The sequence below is a fragment of the Arthrobacter sp. NPDC093139 genome, assembly GCF_044754165.1.
Classification (GTDB): Bacteria; Actinomycetota; Actinomycetes; order Actinomycetales; family Micrococcaceae; genus Arthrobacter.
The window spans coordinates 26,045-43,723 of the sequence record NZ_JBIVOO010000019.1; the positions used below are offsets into that span (position 1 = coordinate 26,045).

Genomic DNA, 17,679 nt, shown 5'->3' on the forward strand with positions numbered 1-17,679 from the left:
ACGGCGCCAGGCGTTACGCCTTAGCGGGCTGCGGAGCCTTCAACATAATCCTGGTCCTGCTGCTGCCAGGAGAACAGGGAGCGCAGCTCCCGGCCGACACTCTCGATCGGGTGCTGCTCCGCCTTGGCGCGCAGTTCCTTAAACTCGATGCCGCCGTTGTCCTGGTCTTCAATGAAGCGCTTGGCGAAGGCACCGGACTGGACGTCCGCGAGAACTGCCTTCATGTTTTCCTTCACCTCGGGGGTGATGACGCGCGGGCCGGAGACGTAGTCGCCGTACTCTGCGGTGTCGGAAACGCTCCAGCGCTGCTTGGCAATGCCACCTTCCCACATCAGGTCGACAATGAGCTTGAGCTCGTGAAGCACCTCGAAGTAGGCGATCTGCGGCTGGTAGCCGGCCTCGGTCAGGGTCTCGAAGCCGTACTGGACCAGCTGGGACACGCCGCCGCACAGGACAGCCTGCTCGCCGAAGAGGTCGGTTTCGGTTTCTTCGGTGAAGGTCGTCTTGATGACACCTGCGCGGGTGCCGCCGATGGCCTTGGCGTAGGACTTGGCCAGTTCCCAGGCGGAACCGGAAGCGTCCTGCTCGACGGCGATGATGTCCGGGATGCCGCGGCCGGCTTCGAATTCGCGGCGCACCGTGTGGCCGGGTGCCTTCGGGGCGACCAAGATGACGTCAACGCCCTCCGGTGCCTGGATGTATCCAAAGCGGATGTTGAAGCCGTGGGCGAAGGCCAGGGCCTTGCCGGGCGTCAGCTTGTCCTTGATGGAGTCGTTGAAGATTGCGCGCTGGTGCTGATCCGGTGCCAGGATCATGATGACGTCGGCCCATTCGGCGGCGTCGGCAACGTTCTTGACCGTGAAGCCTGCGTCCTGTGCCTTCGCGGTGGAGGGCGAGCCTTCCTTGAGGGCGATGACAACCTCGACGCCGGAATCACGCAGGTTCAGTGCGTGGGCGTGGCCCTGGGAGCCGTAGCCGACAATGGCCACCTTGCGACCCTGGATGATCGACAGGTCTGCGTCGTCGTCGTAGAACAATTCAGTCACTTGCGTAACTCCTCTTGAGTGGATTTGTTGTAGATAGGTGTGGTGGTGCGGTTACAGGCGGAGCGTGCCGCTGGGGCATTGCCTAAGCGGAGCGCAGCGCCCGGTCACTCATGGAGCGGGATCCCCGTCCAACGGCCAGGGTGCCGGACTGCACAATCTCGCGGATACCGAAAGGCTCCAGCACCGACAGCAGTGCCGTGAGCTTTTCGGGGTGGCCGGTTGCTTCAATGACCACGGAGTCTGTGGAGACGTCAACCACTGAAGCACGGAACAGGTCTGCAGCCTGGGTCACCTGCAGACGAGTTGCGGCATCCGCACGTACCTTGACCAGGATGTGGTCGCGCTGTACGGAAGATTCGGAAGTCAGTTCAACAATCTTGATCACGTTGATCAGCTTGTTCAACTGTTTGGTGACCTGCTCGATCAGGTCACCGTCGGCGTCGACCACAACGGTCATCCGGGACATGCCCGGAACTTCTGTGGGGCCGACGGCAAGTGAATTGATGTTGAAGGCACGGCGGGCGAAAAGGCTGGCCACGCGCGTCAGCACACCGGGCTTGTCTTCGACCAGAACGGACAGTGTATGGCGGCTCATGATCAGTCCTCCTCTTCCCATTCCGGGGTCATGTTGCGGGCTACCTGGATCTGGTCGTTGCTGACCCCGGCAGGCACCATCGGCCACACCATGGAGTCAGGGCTGACCACGAAGTCGATCACCACGGGCCGGTCGTTGATTTCCAGTGCCTTCTGGATGGTGGCGTCGATGTCCTCGGCACGGTCGCACCGGAAGGACGCGCAGCCATAGGCCTCGCCGAGCTTGACGAAGTCCGGGATCCGGATGGTTTCGTGGCCCGTATTGAGGTCCGTGTTGGAGTAGCGCCCCTCGTAGAACAGGGTTTGCCACTGCCGCACCATGCCCAGCGAGGAGTTGTTGATGACCGCGACCTTGATGGGAATCTTGTTGATGGCGCACGTGGCCAGTTCCTGGTTGGTCATCTGGAAGCAGCCGTCACCGTCGATGGCCCACACCACGCGGTCCGGCTCCCCCACCTTGGCGCCCATGGCGGCAGGCACCGCGTAGCCCATGGTCCCGGCACCGCCGGAGTTCAGCCAGGCGTGGGGACGCTCGTACTTGATGAACTGCGCGGCCCACATCTGGTGCTGGCCAACGCCGGCGACGTAGATCCCCTCGGGGCCCGTCAGTGCACCGATGCGTTCGATGACCCGCTGGGGCGCGGTGAGGCCGTCCTCGGGCTCGGTCCAGCCCAGCGGGTAGGTGTCCTTGAGGTTATTCAGGAAAGCCCACCAGCTCGTCAGGTCCGGGGTGCCGGAGGTGCCGAACTGGGTGCGGACTGCCTCCGTCAGTTCCGGAATGATTTCCTTCACCGAGCCGACGATCGGGACGTCCGCGGTGCGGTTCTTGGAAATCTCGGCGGGGTCGATGTCCGCGTGGATCACCTTGGCGTTGGGCGCAAACGTCTTCAGGACGCCGGTGACCCGGTCGTCGAAGCGCGCGCCCAAGGTGATCAGGAGGTCGGACTGCTGCAGGGCAGTCACGGCGGAGACGGTGCCATGCATACCCGGCATGCCGACGTGCTGGGGGTGTGAATCAGGGAAGACGCCGCGGGCCATGAGCGTGGTGACCACAGGAGCACCCGTCAGTTCCGCCAGTTCACGGAGCTCGGCCGAGGCATGGGCCTTGACCACGCCGCCGCCGACGTACAGCACGGGCTTGCTGGCCGCAGCGATCAGCTTCGCGGCCTCGCGGACCTGCTTGTTGTGTCCGCGGACCACGGGACGGTAGCCGGGAAGGTCGATTTTCGGCGGCCAGGAGAACGTCATCTGGCCCTGCTGGGCATCCTTGGCGACGTCAACAAGAACCGGTCCCGGACGTCCCGTCGAGGCGAGGTGGAATGCCTCGGCCATGACATGGGGGATGTCATTGGGGTCCGTCACCAGGAACGAGTGCTTGGTGATGGGCATCGTGATGCCCACAATGTCGGCTTCCTGGAAGGCGTCGGTGCCGATTACTCCGCTGGAGACCTGGCCGGTGATGGCCACGAGCGGAACCGAATCCATGTGCGCATCCATGATGGCGGTGACGAGGTTTGTGGCACCCGGGCCCGAGGTGGCGATGCAGACGCCCACCCGGCCGGTGACCATGGCGTAGCCTTGCGCGGCGTGGCCGGCTCCCTGTTCGTGACGGACCAGAACGTGATTCATTTTGGAGGCCATCAAGGGGTCATAGGTGGGCAGGATCGCGCCACCGGGCAAACCGAATATATCGTCGACGCCGAGTTCTTCGAGCGAGCGGACAATTGCTTCTGAGCCGGTCATCACCGTCGGGGGTACGACGTTGTTCGGCCCAAGGACAGGAGAGGCGGTTGCAGCAGTGTCGGCGCCGACGGCGGTTTCAGCCGTCCGGTCGGCGCGTTCCGGAGCCTTGGAGGCTCCAGCGGACTTAGTAGCCATCAGCGAGGGGCTGATCGGCGATCCTTTGCTCATCGGACTCTTCCTTAGTGGATCTTGGATTGGGTGGTGCTGTATGAAAGCTCAAACAGCTGCCACGCTGGGAAATAAAAAAACCCCTCAGCCTGGCGGCTCTTCGAGGGGTTTGCGCGTGACAGTTCGTTACCAGTCGGGCTATAGAGCCACGCGCTTGGTAAGGACGACAACTGCATCTGCAGCGGTGCGGCCGGTAACGAGTGCGATCATGCGTTCAGTTTTCCCTCTGGTGGGATGCGTGTCAACGACGGCGACGCGCATCTCACCATGTGGACATCATTGTCCAGTGGCCGAACGTGGAGCGCGGCCACTACTCCTAAAGGTATCCCCCTAACAGGCCCTTCCAAGGCGGCAGGGCTTAATAAGGGGGATTCCGAGGGCCCCTTGGTGCGCGGCGCCCGCGCCGCGCACCAAGGGAAGGAATCACCCGCAGTATGCGCCGGTGGAGGCGCTGTGGACCAGCTTGGCGTATTTGGCCAGGACGCCCTTCGTGAACTTGGCCGGGAGCGGCTCCCAGCCTTCCTTGCGGGACTCCAGCTCGGACTCGTCGACCAGCAGGTCGAACGTCCTGGCGGCGATGTCCACCCGGATCCGGTCGCCGTCCTTGACGAAGGCGATTGGGCCGCCGTCGACCGCTTCCGGTGCAACGTGGCCGATGCACAGGCCGGTGGTGCCGCCGGAGAACCGTCCATCGGTCAACAGCAGGACGTCCTTGCCCAGCCCCGCGCCCTTGATGGCGCCGGTAATGGCGAGCATCTCGCGCATGCCCGGGCCACCCTTGGGTCCTTCGTAGCGGATCACGACGACGTCGCCCTTCTGGATCTGCCCGTTGTCCAGTGCGTCCAGGGCGCCCTGCTCTCGTTCGAAGACGCGGGCGGTGCCCTCGAAGACGTCGGCGTCGAAGCCGGCGCTCTTGACCACGGCGCCTTCGGGGGCCAGCGAGCCGTGCAGGATGGTGATGCCGCCGGTCTTGTGGATCGGGTTGTCCAGCGCCCGCAGAATCTTGCCGTCGAGGTCCGGCGGGTTGATTGACGCGAGGTTTTCGGCGAGGGTCTTGCCGGTAACGGTGAGGCAGTCGCCATGCAGCAGTCCGGCGTCGAGCAGTGCCTTCATGATGACCGGCACGCCGCCGATCTTGTCGACGTCGGTCATGACGTAGCGGCCGAAGGGCTTCAGGTCGCCAAGGTGGGGGATCTTGTCGCCGATGCGGTTGAAGTCGTCGAGCGTCAGTTCGACTTCAGCTTCACGGGCGATGGCGAGCAGGTGCAGGACTGCGTTGGTGGAGCCGCCGAAAGCCATGGTCACGGCAATGGCGTTCTCGAAGGCCTTCTTGGTCATGATGTCGCGGGCGGTGATACCGAGGCGCAGCAGGTTGACCACCGCTTCACCGGACTTGCGGGCGAACTCATCACGACGGCGGTCCGCCGAGGGCGGGGCGGCGGAGCCCGGCAGGGACATGCCCAGGGCCTCGCCGATGCAGGCCATGGTGTTGGCCGTGTACATGCCGCCACAGGCACCTTCACCCGGGCAGATCGCCTTTTCGATGCGCTCCAGGTCCCCGCGGCTCATCTTGCCGGCGGCACACGCACCGACGGCCTCGAAGGCGTCGATCAGGGTGACTTCCTTTTCGGAGCCGTCCTCAAGCTTGACCCAACCCGGCATGATGGACCCGGCGTACAGGAAGACGCTCGCCAGATCCAGGCGGGCCGCGGCCATCAGCATGCCCGGCAGGGACTTGTCGCAGCCGGCGAGCAGCACAGAGCCGTCAATGCGCTCAGCCTGCATCACGGTTTCCACGGAGTCGGCGATGACCTCGCGGGAAACGAGCGAGAAGTGCATGCCCTCGTGGCCCATGGAAATGCCGTCGGAGACGGAGATCGTGCCGAACTGCATCGGGAAGCCACCGCCCGCATGAACGCCTTCCTTGGCGCCCTGCGCGAGCCGGTTCAGCGAAAGGTTACACGGGGTGATTTCGTTCCATGAGCTCGCGACGCCGATCTGGGGCTTGGCGAAGTCGTCATCACCCATCCCCACAGCACGGAACATGCCACGCGCGGGGGCCGCGTGAATGCCGTCGGTGACGACCCGGCTCCGGGGCTTAATGTCAGGCTTGTTGTCGGTTTCGATCAGGGTGTCCTCACTCATGGGTCAAAGTCTATGACTCCGATCGGCTGCCCCACGACCCGAACCGGCGCGGCAGGGGAATTTTCGGGAAATTTCGATCAAATCGTGGACTCGCGTCTCAAATAATGAGAACGCGGGCAGCGCTCCAAAAGCGTCGGCCGTGGCACTCGCCGACCCGCGGTCCCCCAGTTCACGCAGTATCCGGAGCCGCTTGAAGTCATGAAGCGGGATACGTCAACGCCGCTGAACCGGTGAACCCGGCTAAGTGGCCCAGCCCGGGGCTAGACGGGGATTGACAAACCTAGACAGCCATGTTGGCAGCGACGTACCGTCAAGCAACGGCAACCTCGTGTTATCGACAGAAGGGCTTTGCTATGGAGTGGATCATCTGGGTCATCGTCATCGTGTTGATCATTGCAATCGTCTGGTGGCTGCTGAACCGCAATTCGGGCAACGCCGCCGGAACCCGCGACGCAGCCGGGACCGGCAAGGTAGCTTCCTCCCCGCTCACGGGATCCAACGCCCCGGAGGCAAGTGCCACATCTGGCGCCACTGAATCGGGACCAGAACGCCGGGACACCACAGCCGGGAGCACGGCAGCCGAGGGTGCTGCGGGCCTCGTCCCGGCCGGGGGCGCAGGGGGCGCAGGAATGGCCGGCGCCACACAGGTGGGACAGGCAGCGAATGCATCCCCGTCACCCGAGCCGGCACCCGTCCGGCAGGAATCGCCCGGCGCAAACCAGACAAACCCCGAGGACGTGGAGCCGGACATCGAATCCTGGGACGCCGCGACCCCCCGCACGGCTGCCGGAACCCCCACTTCCGCGGGCGGCGACGTCGATGACTGGGCGGACGACGAGGACAAGGCTGAGTGGGACACCCAGTGGTCCGAAACCGGCGCCCGGACCGAATCAACACCGGCAACGCACGCGCCGGCCGGAGGGCCTGCAGCAGCTGCTCCGTCCACGCCCATTCATCACCCTGAATACACCGAATCGCACGCCCCCACCCTGCCCGGAGCCGAATCGGCGGCTGCCGAGGCCTGGGATGCTGACGCTGAGACCCGGCAAAGGATTGATTCGTCAGCAGCCACCGAGGCAGGAGCCAGCCACTCTGCCGAGCCTTCCGGCCACCCCGAAGCCGCGGGCATGACGACGGTTCCGGTCAGTGCGGAGCTGGCCGGGGCAGATGCTGCCGGTCAGCCCTATGGTGAGGGCTCGGCGGCCTCCGCGGCGGACGGCAGCGGTCCGGAGGGCTACACGGTGAAGGCCGATACGGCGTCGATGACCTACTACGACGAAGACAGTTCCGGTTATGACGAGGCGCACGCGGATGCGTGGTTCCTCTCCCCTGCGCACGCCGAGGCCGCAGGGTTCCGGGCACCGCGCCGGACAAGGCGCTGACAGCATGGCTCGCGGCGGGCCGCTGATCTTTGGACGCTGCACCTTAGACGCTGATTCTCAAACAACAGGCAAACCCCGGGGCGGGCAGGACGATGATGACGAACAGGGCGCGCAGCATCAGGGCCGGTGCGGCGCTGGTTGGCGCAGGCAGGGAAACGCCGGCCCGAGTGGGCGCGGCCGCAGTGGCTGTGGTTCTCGCGCTTGCGGGCTGTACGGGAGCCGGTGCCGGGGCTGCGGGCGGAAACGGCCCATCGCCCTCCACGGCAACAGAGCCGGGCGGCACGGTCACTCCGGCGAGTCCTGGGTCAGGCACTGTAACCACCCCCGGGACGCCCCGGGTCCGCACCACCATTGAGGGACTGCAGTTGCCTTGGTCCACGGTGTTCCTGCCGGACGGTACGGCGGTGATATCCGAGCGTGATTCCGCACTCCTGAAGTCCGTGCGGAACGGCACGATCAGTAGCATCGGCGAAGTGCCCGGCGTGGTTCCCGGCGGCGAGGGCGGGCTCATGGGCCTGGCCCTGTCCCCCGGCTTTGCCTCCGACCGGTTCCTCTATGTCTACTTCACGGCGGCCGAGGACAACCGGATCGCCCGGCTGCGCATCGAGGACGCCGGGACAGGCGGCGGTCTCCGGCTGGGCGACCCGCAGGTAATTTTCTCTGGCATTTCCAAAGCGTCCACGCATAACGGCGGCAGGATCCGGTTTGGTCCTGACGGCTACCTCTATGTGGGAACCGGTGACTCGCAGCGCCGCGAACAGCCGCAGGACCGGAACGCCCTGGGCGGGAAGATCCTCCGGCTGACCAGGGACGGGAAGCCGGCGCCCGGGAATCCGTTCCCCAACAACCCCGTCTACAGCCTGGGGCACCGGAATGTCCAAGGCCTCGCCTGGGACAGCGAAGGCCGCCTCTGGGCCAGCGAGTTCGGCCCGGAGGTCAACGACGAACTGAACCTTATCCAGGCAGGTGGAAACTACGGCTGGCCCGACGTTACCGGCGCGCCGGGCCGCGAGGGGTTCATTGACGCCAAAGTCGTCTGGCCCTCCACAGCCGAGTCGTCCCCGAGCGGGCTGGAGATCGTAGGCAACATGGCGTTCCTGGGCGCCCTCCGCGGGCAGCGCATCTGGAGCGTTCCGCTTGAGGGCGAAAACGCCGGAACTCCTGTGGCCCATTTCACACGGCAATACGGCCGCATCCGGAATGTTTTATTGGCCCCGAACGGGGAATTGTGGGCGCTGACCAACAACCAAAACCCTGATTCTGTGCTGATTTTGAGCCTGTCCGGCTAGCCGGCGGGGCCGTCCGGGACTCGATTTCACATGGGCCAAAAGTTCGTGTAGAGTTACATGTCGTTGCGGAGGTCAGCGAGGGAAACAAAGCCCCACGGTTGAACGAAACAGCAGCTGCACCTCTAGCTCAATTGGCAGAGCAATTGACTCTTAATCAATGGGTTCCGGGTTCAAGTCCCGGGGGGTGCACAGATGAGAAACCCCGTCTTCAAGGCCACCGCCTTGAAGGCGGGGTTTCGTTTTGCCCAATTATTTGGCTGCCCAAGCCGCGCCAGCATCCTCTGACGGGATTCCGGCCGCGGCTTCGCCCGCCTGGGTACTTGCTTTCTTGCACCGACAAAACAGGTACCGACTGCCGGTGATGGGAAAAAGCAGGTACAAACTACTCGTGCGGAAGTCCGCATGCCGCGTTCTTAATGGAACGTATGCTTGCCGACCTATACCGCGGGCCCAAGGCTCCGGTGCCTTCACTCGAGTGTCCCCGGAGAACCGTGATGAAATCCAAAACGCAGCGATTCCTGAGTAAGCTCCTGGCCTTCTCCCTGGCCATCGCGGGAACGGTGGTGGTTTCTTCAGGCCCTGCCGGGGCGGCAACCACTTATGGCTCTGCCAGCATCAGCTATGCAGGCGTCGCCAATCCCCCGACGTCAGACAAGCCACAGAGCAAGTTGTGGTGGAATGACGGCTCCTGGTGGGCGGACATGTGGAAGTCGGGCAGCGGCTGGCACATTTACAGGCTGGACCGAAGCTCCCGCATCTGGGTCGACACGGGGATATTGAACGACAGTCGCAGCAACACATTGGCCGACACGCTCTGGGATGGCTCACACCTGTACATTGCATCCCATGTAGTGACCGTGACGGGGGACGGGACCCCGAAGCCGTCGGTCTCCGGCCAGCCGGCAAAGCTGTACCGCTACAGCTATTCGGACGGCAGGTACACCCTGAACGCCGGCTTCCCGACCACAATTACCAACAACAGCAGCGAATCCATGACCATCGACAAGGATTCCACCGGGGCGATCTGGGCCACATGGACCCAGGTGGCGGGTAATTCGACATCGGGCTACACGAGCAGTGTCTACGTCAACAATTCGGCTCCCGGCGGGACCAGCTGGTCAACACCGTTCGTGCTGCCTGTATCCGACGCGCACCCGGCACCAGATGACATCTCGGCCGTCGTCGCCTTCGGCAGTAACAAGATCGGCGTCATGTGGAGTGACCACCCTGCGGGCACTGTGTACTGGGCTACGCGGACCGACGGCACATCCGCAACAGCGGCCTCATCGTGGAAACTCCAGCCCGCGATCCAGGGAAAGGGGCAGGCCGATGACCATCTCAATCTCAAAGCGCTGGTGTCCGACACCTCTGGCCGGGTTTTCGCTGCGGTAAAGACCAGATTGAATGAAACGTCCTCGGACCCCACGCTGCCGCAGCTGCTTCTGCTGGTCTTCAAACCGGGAACGGGCTCGTTCACCAAGTCGACCATCGCCACCGTCGGTGATTGTGTTTCGAGGCCCCAAATCCTGTTGGACACAAAGAACAACCTCGTTCACGCATTCCACACGGCGCCCTCCGTCAGCGGCTGCGCGTTCTCAGGTGCCGCCGGCAGCATCTATGAGAAGACTGCTTCCATGGACAATCCTGTCTTCGGGTCTGGCCGAGGCACTCCTGTGATCCAAGATGCCACGTCTCCCAACATCAATGACGTCACCACCACGAAGCAGAGTGTAAACAGCACCACCGGCATCGTCGTGATGGCAAGCGACAACGTAGCCCGGCGCTACTGGTACTCCGACAGGGGCGTAGGTACGGCTCCAACTCCGGCCGCCCCCGTCGCCTCCTTCACCGCCTCGCCCAGGACCGGAAAGGCGCCGCTGCCGGTGAGCTTCACCGATACGTCCACCGGGAACCCAACGTCGTGGTCATGGACCTTCGGAGACGGCGGGACGTCCACATCGCGGAACCCCTCGCACACCTATTCCACGCCCGGCGTCTACACCGTGAGGTTGACTGCCAGGAACAGCACCGGCTCATCCTCCAGCACCACCACGATAACTGTGAAGAAACACCCAGGGCGGGGGCGCTGACTTCCGGGCCCCTGCTGGACCGGCGCAACGACGAGTTCCGGGCTGACGCATCACCGGACCCAAACGAACGACGGCGGGAAACGTCCCGCCGTCGTTCGTTTTCTTTCTGTTGTTGACCTGCAGCGCCTAGATGGTCCGCGTTGCCAGGGCCAGGTTCTCCTTGAGCTCGGCGGCGTTCTGGCGGATGACGTAGGCAGGGCGGTCGCGTTCAACACGCCAGCTCTCGGACAGCGGGCCGATGTTGACGGTGTCAAAGCCGAACTCGTCATACAGCTCGGTCACCAGATCGCTGGCCTCGAGGTAGTCACTGGCCGTGGCGAGCGCGCGGCGGTTCTCAGTGCCGGCGGGAGCGCCGTCCGTGGTGATTTCCCTGGCCATGATGTGGTTGAAGCCCTTGGCGACCTTGGAAGTGGGCAGAAGCTTCTGCAGCAGCCCCGACGTGGTTTCTTCACCGTTGTCGAGTGCCGGGAAACGGCCGTCGCGTTCCCAGTAATAATTGTTGGTGTCGATCACGATCTTTCCCGCCAGAGGCTCGACCGGAATGTCGCCGATGCTCTTGAGGGGAACGGTGACGACGGCGAAATCACCTGCCGCTGCCGCCTCGGCCGGCGTCGCGGCCCGTGCCCGGGGTCCCAGCTCCGCAACGAGGCCTGACAAAGTTTCCGGTTCCCGTGAATTACTGATCACTACGTCATAGCCGAGGTTCACTGCCTTGCGGGCAATCTGGCTTCCGATATGTCCTGCACCGATGATTCCGATTGTTGTCATGTCCGGGCCAACAGCAACCCGGCAGGAGTTATTTCGAACATTACGCAATACTGCGGGGGGCTGGGTTAGCGTGGGTGCCATGACCTTTGCGAATGTGGGAAGCCTTGGGACGAAACCCGGCCAGCGTGACGCCGTAGTGGCCATCCTGCTCCGGCCCATGCCTGAGCTGCGTGATGCCGGATGCCTGCTCTATGAAGTCGGGATCAATGATGACCAGCCTGACAACGTGTTTGTCTGCGAGCTTTGGGAATCCCCCGAGGCTCACCAGGCCTCCCTGAAGTTGCCCGGTGTCCTGGGCGCCATTCAAGAAGCGAGCCCCCTTCTGTCCGGCGAGATGGGCGGCAGTCAGTTCAGGGTTCTTGGCTCTCCGATTGCCGGGCCGCGAGCCCGACACAGTCGCGTGGATGAGGCTTAGAAACGTGGATGCAGCCTAGCAAGCAGCCCTAACCGAAGCTGCGGGCGGCCCCGGAGCGTGTCCTTCCCCGCTGGCTTGGCCGGTCTCGCATATCTTCTTGGTATGGATGAGGAGCACCCCGGGGAGCTGACCGGGCAGATATCGATCAATGAGTTGCTCATTGCCATGGGCGAGGAGCCAGTGGTCAGCATGCTGGACCTGACCGTTCCGGACGACGCGTCGTCCCTGGCTGATGGTCAGCCAACCCTGCCGGGCCTCTGAGCTGCAAGCTTCTGAGCTGCAAGCTTCGTTGAGGAAGGCGGGGGCAGCCATGAGGCGTGCCCACTGATTTAGCGGGGGGCCTCCACGGCGAGGCCCGAGTCAACATTCGAGACAATTGCAGCGGTTTCAGGCGATGCAAACCTCGTGGCCAGTTCCCGCACCACGGCCTTCAGCTCCTGGCGGAGGACATCCGGATCGATGGACGCTGCTGCAAGGACCGACCGCTCCATGTCCGCCGCGGCCGTAACGGCTTCGATCCCGCGCTCGGTGAGTGAGACGACGTGGCTGCGCCGGTCCGAGGTGCTGCGTTGGCGCACAATGTGGCCGTGAGCTTCAAGCCGACTGAGCGTCTTCCCCATGGTTTGTGCCTGGACACGGACCAACTGCGCGAGCTGTGCCTGCGTCATGGGGCCGTTGTTATAGAGAACTTCAATGGCAATGACCCCAGCATGGGTAAGGCCAATGGCCCCCAGCTTTTCATTCCAGGAGTGTTCAACAAGGCGTGCCGCTGTGGACAAGAGGCGCCCGGTGGGCCAGCGATCCATATCAGGCATACCAACAAGTATAGCCAAGTGTGGATTCGTCCCGGCGCAGGAGCCTTACTAAGCTGAAATGTCCCGCATGAAAACAAGGAGAACATTTTGGCTGAACGACTCAATCCCGGCGACGTCGCCCCGGATTTCACACTGAAAAATTCCGAGGGAGCAGACGTCAGCCTCAGCAGTTACAGGGGCCGCCACACTATCGTCTACTTCTATCCGGCCGCCGCCACGCCCGGCTGCACGAAGCAGGCGTGCGACTTCCGGGACAGCCTGGCATCCCTGCAGTCTGCCGGCTACGAAGTCCTGGGAATCTCTCCAGACCCCGTCAGCAAGCTTGCTGCCTTCGCCGAAAAGGAAGGCCTGACCTTCCCCCTGCTGTCGGACGATAGCCACGCGGTCGCGGAGGCCTACGCAGCCTGGGGTGAAAAGAAGAACTACGGCCGGACCTATGAGGGCCTGATCCGCTCCACCGTCGTCGTGGATCCGGACGGCAAGGTGGCATTGGCGCAGTACAACGTGCGGGCCACCGGCCATGTGGCCAAGCTGCGCCGGGATCTGAAGCTGGAGGAAAGCGGCACCTGACCCACAATTGACAGAAGCGGCAGCTCCGCACGGCGCGGCCGGGCCCGCCCGCCGACCTCGGGCCCGCCCGCCGGACCTGGGGTCCGCCCGCTGACGGTACAATGGAGCCTGGCGATCGCCGTCGGACGTTTTCTGTTGTTCAGAAGGCCGAACGCGGAGCCGCGCGCGAGTGGTGAAATTGGCAGACACGCAGGATTTAGGTTCCTGTGCCTTCGGGCGTGGGGGTTCAAGTCCCCCCTTGCGCACAAGAGAACAGCACGTGAAAAACGGGAGGAGCCCCGGACCAACTGGTCCGGGGCTCCACCCGTTTAAAAGTTTCTGACGGTTCACCCATCCGCCGCCTCCCATCGGACGAATACCCAGTGAGACACCAGCCAAGGGTCGGTGTCCACACAGTCGCAATAGGGCCACATGCGGGGATCGCAATCGATTCCCGCCGGCAATGATCGGCACAACCAAGGAGAATCACAATGCAGTCCTTCAAGCGCACCACTTTCACCGCCGCAGGCGTTGCAGCTGCAGCCATGCTGAGCCTCACCGCGTGCGGCGGTTCCGCGTCGACGGCACCCAGCTCATCGCCGGCGGAGGCCGAGCCGTCCGCTTCCAGCATGGCACCCTCCCCGGCGGAGACCAGCTCTGCTGCGGCAATGGATCCGGCAGCGAACCTCGCCGGTCCCGGCTGCGCCGCGTACGCCGAGCAGGTCCCCAGCGGCGCGGGATCGGTCACGGGCATGGCACTTGACCCGGTCGCTGTCGCCGCCTCGAACAACCCGCTCCTGAAAACCCTCACGGCCGCGGTGTCCGGCAAGCTGAATCCGAAGGTCAACCTGGTGGACACCCTGAACGGCAGCGAGTTCACGGTCTTCGCGCCCGTCGACGACGCGTTCGCGAAGATTGACGCCGCCACGATTGAGACCCTCAAGAAGGACGACGCGCTCCTGAGCAAGATCCTGACCTACCACGTTGTTCCGGGCCAAGTCACTCCGGACAAGATCGTCGGCACCCACAAGACGGTCCAGGGCGGATCCGTCAATGTGACCGGCACTAAGGACGCGCTGAAGGTCGACGGAGCCAACGTGATCTGCGGCGGAGTCCAGACCGCCAACGCCACCGTGTACCTGGTGGACTCGGTGCTGATGCCCAAGTAGCCGCCGCTGAGGCTTCTGCTGAAGCCTCTGCTGAAGCCTCCGGCGGGGATCTGGGATTCCGCCGGGGACGGGAAGCCGTGGTCCGCATCCTCGGGTGCGGGCCACGGCTTTGCCGCGCTCCGGCAACCCCCGTCCGTCATTTAGACTGGACTCCGGGCCAGCAGACCGCAGCCGCCCATGCCGCAGCCCGGCAGTCCAGCAGCCCAGAGGTGATAATCCAGTGCCCAGCAGTATCACGCGACGCACGGCCATCAAGACCGGCGCCGTTCTCTTGGGCATGTCGCTCACGTCCTGCACGGGAGAAGCGGCGGCGCCGCCGCCGTCCACGGCTCCGGCCGCGACGCCCACGGCCAGCAGTCCAACAGCCACCTTCAACTTCGGCACGGCCGCGCCGCCCCTGGGCCTTGACCCGGCACTCGCCAACGACATCGAATCCCAGCGCGTAACACGCCAGATCCTCGAAGGACTCGTCGGCGTCAACCAGACCACCGGGGAACCGACCCCGCTGCTCGCCACTGAATGGACAGCGTCTCCGGACGGCCGCTCCTACACCTTCACCCTCCGCTCCGGGGTGAAGTTCCACGACGGCTCTCCCTTCAACGCAGCAGCCGTCTGCAGCAACTTCGAGCGCTGGTTCAACTTCCCGGCGGCGCTCCGGCAGCAGGCGCCGGGCAGCAGCTTCAAGGAAGTGTTCAAGGAACACTCGGACGAGGCGGGCCTTTCCGTTTTCAAGGCCTGCACGGCGCTGTCGTCGCTCCTGGTCAGGATTGACCTCACGGAGCGCTTTACCGGCTTCCTCCAGGCCCTGACCCTGCCGGCGTTCGCTATCTCGTCCCCCAAGGCGCTCGCCGCCGGGCGGGCCGATGTGCTCAGCGAGAAACGCGGCAGCCAGGCGCTCTCCGCGTACGCCACCCATCCCGTCGGCACCGGACCGTACCGCTTCGCGTCCTGGGACAGCACCGGCGTCACGCTGCTCAGCAACAAGGACTATTGGGGTGACCGCGGCCAGATCGGCACCATCAACTTCATCACGTACAACCATCCGCAAACCCGGCTCCAGGCCCTGATCGACGGCAAGATCGACGGCTACGATGCCGTGACGGTGGGTAACTTCGACGAACTCGTGAAGCGGGGAATGCAAATCATCCAGCGTGATCCGTTCTCGGTGATGTACCTGGGCATGAACCAGGCCGTCCCCGTGCTGGAGGACCTCAAGGTCCGGCAGGCGGTCGAACTGGCCATCGACAAGGACACCCTGATCCGCCGGTTCTTCATCGACAACACGGCGCAGGCTTCCCAGTTCGTACCGCCCAAGCTCAGCGGATTCAACAACAACGCCCCGGCCTTGGGGTACGACCCCGCCAAGGCCGAGGAACTGCTCGCCGAGGCAGGCTACAAGGGCCAACCGCTCAAGTTTTACTATCCAACGAATGTCACCCGGCCATACCTCCCCACCCCGGAGAAGGTCTATGCCGAGATCAGCCGGCAGCTCACAGCCGTGGGCTTCAACATCAGGCCGGTTCCCGTGGACTGGGCGGACGGCTACCTGCAGAAGGTCCAGTCCCCGGGGGACCATGCCTTCCACCTGCTCGGCTGGAACGGGTTTTACTCCGACGCGGACAATTTCCTGGGTCCGCTGTTCGGCGAGAAAAACGGCGAATTCGGGTACCAGGACCCCCAGGTCTTCTCCAAGATCGACCGTGCCCGCAGCCTGCCCGACGGCAAGGAGCGGACGGAGCAGTACCAGACCATCAACGCCCAGATCGCCGAAACGGTGCCGGCGGTGCCTATCGCGTTTCCCATTTCGGCGCTGGCGCTCTCCGACCGCGTCGTCAGCTACCCCGTGTCGCCGGTCTTAAATGAAGTTTTCACCAAGGTCCAACTAAAGCCTTGACGGACGGGGACAATTTCAGTTAGTAACCGGTGCGGGATATTCTGTGACAGCCAGAGCCGCTGCTATCGGAGACTGATTGTGACCTTCATTTCCAAGACCCAACATGCCGACGTCGTACTGATTGGCGGCGGCATCATGAGCGCCACCCTGGGTGCGTTCATCAAGCAGCTCGAACCTAACTGGACCATCTCCCTGTTCGAGCGCCTCGACGAAGTAGGCCTTGAGAGCTCGGGACCCTGGAACAACGCCGGCACCGGACACGCCGCCCTGTGCGAACTCAACTATTCGCCCGCAGCCAAAGACGGCTCGGTCAACCCCGCCAAGGCACTGCACATCAACGAGCAGTTCCAGCTGTCCCGCCAGTTCTGGTCCCACCTCGTGACCAACTCCCTGATCGGGTCCCCCAAGGGCTTCATCAACACCGTCCCGCACATGAGCTTCGTAATCGGCGAGGACAACTGCAGCTTCCTCAAGACCCGCTATGACGCGCTGAAGCAGCACCCGCTGTTCCGCAGCATGGAGTACTCGGAGGACTACGCCCAGATCGGCAAGTGGGCACCACTTATCGTCAAGGGCCGCGACCGTAATGCGCGCATCGCCGCCACCCGCGCCGCCGAGGGCACCGACGTCGACTTCGGGGCACTGACCCGCGAGCTGACCACGTACCTGGGGAACAACGGCGTCGAGATCAATTACGGCCACGATGTTTCAGACATCAAAAAAGCGTCCGACGGCGGCTGGGACCTTTCGCTCAAGCACCCGGCTTCCGGGGAACGCGGCAGGATCCACGCCAAGTTCGTTTTCGTCGGCGCCGGAGGCGGCGCCCTGCACCTGCTCCAGGCGTCCGGGATCCCGGAGAGCAAGGGCTACGGCGGATTCCCCGTTTCGGGCCAATTCTTCCGCTGCACGGACCAGTCCCTCGCTTCCCAGCACAACGCGAAGGTCTACGGCCAGGCCTCCGTCGGTGCCCCGCCCATGTCCGTTCCGCACCTGGACACCCGCTACGTGGGCGGCAAACGTTCCCTTCTGTTCGGCCCGTACGCCGGATTCTCCACGAACTTCCTGAAAAACAGCAGCTGGCTGGACCTCCCGTTGTCCATCCGTCCCAGCAACATCGTCCCGATGCTTGCCGTGGCCAAGGACAACATGGACCTGACGGCCTACCTGGTCAAGGAGGTTGCCAAGCGCCACGGAGCCAAGGTCGAGGCGCTCCGCGAGTACTACCCCGAAGCCAAGGACGGCGATTGGGAGCTCATCACGGCTGGCCAGCGTGTGCAGATCATCAAGAAGGATCCCAAGAAGGGCGGCATCCTGCAGTTCGGCACCGAGGTGATCGCCGCACGGGACGGCTCCATCGGTGCCCTGCTCGGTGCGTCGCCGGGCGCCTCCACCGCCGTGCCCATCATGATCGAGCTGCTGCAGAAGTCCTTCCCGAAGAACTTCAAGGGCTGGCAGTCCAAGCTCAAGGAGATGATGCCGGGCTACGGCGTCAAGCTCAATGACAACCCGGAGCTGGCCGCGGAGCTTGAAAAGTCCACTGCCAAGGCACTCCAGCTTGACGTGGCGCCTGCCGTGCAGCGCTAGGACCCTGTCCGGGTTGCGGCAGGCTCCA

General features: G+C 63.9%; 15 protein-coding genes and 2 tRNA genes. 11 read left to right on the forward strand and 6 right to left on the reverse strand.

The window, feature by feature from the left end; translation table 11 throughout:
- Positions 1 to 20: 20 nt before the first annotated feature.
- From ilvC to ilvD, 4 genes are all read right to left on the reverse strand, one after another.
- Positions 21 to 1,046, reverse strand: coding sequence for a ketol-acid reductoisomerase (gene ilvC / locus ACIP90_RS20125; RefSeq protein ID WP_400581482.1), 1,026 nt, complete (start codon positions 1,044 to 1,046; stop codon positions 21 to 23).
- Positions 1,047 to 1,128: 82 nt separating this feature from the next.
- A complete protein-coding gene (gene ilvN, locus ACIP90_RS20130; RefSeq protein ID WP_108600449.1) occupies positions 1,129 to 1,641 on the reverse strand; it encodes an acetolactate synthase small subunit in 513 nt (170 codons plus the stop codon).
- Between the two features lie 2 nt (positions 1,642 to 1,643).
- Positions 1,644 to 3,551 (reverse strand): acetolactate synthase large subunit, encoded by a 1,908-nt coding sequence (locus ACIP90_RS20135; protein WP_400581484.1) that lies wholly within the window; start codon positions 3,549 to 3,551, stop codon positions 1,644 to 1,646.
- 423 nt (positions 3,552 to 3,974) lie between these two features.
- Entirely contained in the window at positions 3,975 to 5,696 is a 1,722-nt protein-coding gene (gene ilvD, locus ACIP90_RS20140) for a dihydroxy-acid dehydratase (protein WP_400581485.1), read from the reverse strand.
- 353 nt (positions 5,697 to 6,049) lie between these two features.
- Between ilvD and ACIP90_RS20145 the strand changes: the two genes are divergently transcribed.
- The 4 genes from ACIP90_RS20145 (at position 6,050) to ACIP90_RS20160 (ending at position 10,457) form a co-directional block, all read left to right on the forward strand.
- On the forward strand, positions 6,050 to 7,078 hold the full coding sequence (locus ACIP90_RS20145; protein ID WP_400581486.1) for a hypothetical protein: 1,029 nt from the start codon (positions 6,050 to 6,052) through the stop codon (positions 7,076 to 7,078).
- A gap of 92 nt (positions 7,079 to 7,170) precedes the next feature.
- The gene (locus ACIP90_RS20150) at positions 7,171 to 8,367 is read left to right on the forward strand and encodes a PQQ-dependent sugar dehydrogenase (RefSeq protein WP_400581487.1); all 1,197 of its coding nucleotides are present in this window, start codon (positions 7,171 to 7,173) and stop codon (positions 8,365 to 8,367) included.
- A 116-nt stretch (positions 8,368 to 8,483) separates the two neighbouring features.
- Positions 8,484 to 8,556 (forward strand) — tRNA-Lys (locus ACIP90_RS20155).
- 305 nt (positions 8,557 to 8,861) lie between these two features.
- Complete coding sequence (locus ACIP90_RS20160; protein ID WP_400581488.1) at positions 8,862 to 10,457, forward strand: PKD domain-containing protein; 1,596 nt, start codon at positions 8,862 to 8,864, stop codon at positions 10,455 to 10,457.
- A 126-nt stretch (positions 10,458 to 10,583) separates the two neighbouring features.
- On the opposite strand, the gene ACIP90_RS20165 is transcribed toward ACIP90_RS20160, so the two are convergent.
- Entirely contained in the window at positions 10,584 to 11,225 is a 642-nt protein-coding gene (locus ACIP90_RS20165) for an NADPH-dependent F420 reductase (protein ID WP_400581489.1), read from the reverse strand.
- A gap of 79 nt (positions 11,226 to 11,304) precedes the next feature.
- Here ACIP90_RS20165 and ACIP90_RS20170 point away from each other — a divergent pair, with 79 nt between their 5' ends.
- Positions 11,305 to 11,640, forward strand: coding sequence for a putative quinol monooxygenase (locus ACIP90_RS20170; RefSeq protein ID WP_400581490.1), 336 nt, complete (start codon positions 11,305 to 11,307; stop codon positions 11,638 to 11,640).
- A gap of 102 nt (positions 11,641 to 11,742) precedes the next feature.
- Entirely contained in the window at positions 11,743 to 11,901 is a 159-nt protein-coding gene (locus ACIP90_RS20175; protein WP_400581492.1) for a hypothetical protein, read from the forward strand.
- Positions 11,902 to 11,969: 68 nt separating this feature from the next.
- Here the strand turns inward: ACIP90_RS20175 and ACIP90_RS20180 are convergent, their stop codons facing one another.
- Positions 11,970 to 12,446, reverse strand: a complete 477-nt coding sequence (locus ACIP90_RS20180) for a MarR family winged helix-turn-helix transcriptional regulator (RefSeq protein ID WP_400581520.1) — start codon at positions 12,444 to 12,446, stop codon at positions 11,970 to 11,972.
- A 96-nt stretch (positions 12,447 to 12,542) separates the two neighbouring features.
- On the opposite strand from ACIP90_RS20180, the gene bcp reads away from it, so the two are divergent.
- The 5 genes from bcp (at position 12,543) to ACIP90_RS20205 (ending at position 17,651) form a co-directional block, all read left to right on the forward strand.
- Positions 12,543 to 13,025 carry a thioredoxin-dependent thiol peroxidase gene (gene bcp / locus ACIP90_RS20185; protein WP_400581493.1) on the forward strand — a complete coding sequence of 161 codons (483 nt, stop codon included), beginning with the start codon at positions 12,543 to 12,545 and terminating at the stop codon, positions 13,023 to 13,025.
- Positions 13,026 to 13,188: 163 nt separating this feature from the next.
- Positions 13,189 to 13,270, forward strand: a tRNA-Leu gene (locus ACIP90_RS20190).
- A gap of 225 nt (positions 13,271 to 13,495) precedes the next feature.
- Entirely contained in the window at positions 13,496 to 14,173 is a 678-nt protein-coding gene (locus tag ACIP90_RS20195; RefSeq protein WP_400581494.1) for a fasciclin domain-containing protein, read from the forward strand.
- Between the two features lie 220 nt (positions 14,174 to 14,393).
- Positions 14,394 to 16,067 (forward strand): ABC transporter substrate-binding protein, encoded by a 1,674-nt coding sequence (locus ACIP90_RS20200; protein WP_400581495.1) that lies wholly within the window; start codon positions 14,394 to 14,396, stop codon positions 16,065 to 16,067.
- A 78-nt stretch (positions 16,068 to 16,145) separates the two neighbouring features.
- Entirely contained in the window at positions 16,146 to 17,651 is a 1,506-nt protein-coding gene (locus tag ACIP90_RS20205) for a malate:quinone oxidoreductase (RefSeq protein ID WP_400581496.1), read from the forward strand.
- Positions 17,652 to 17,679 lie beyond the last annotated feature (28 nt).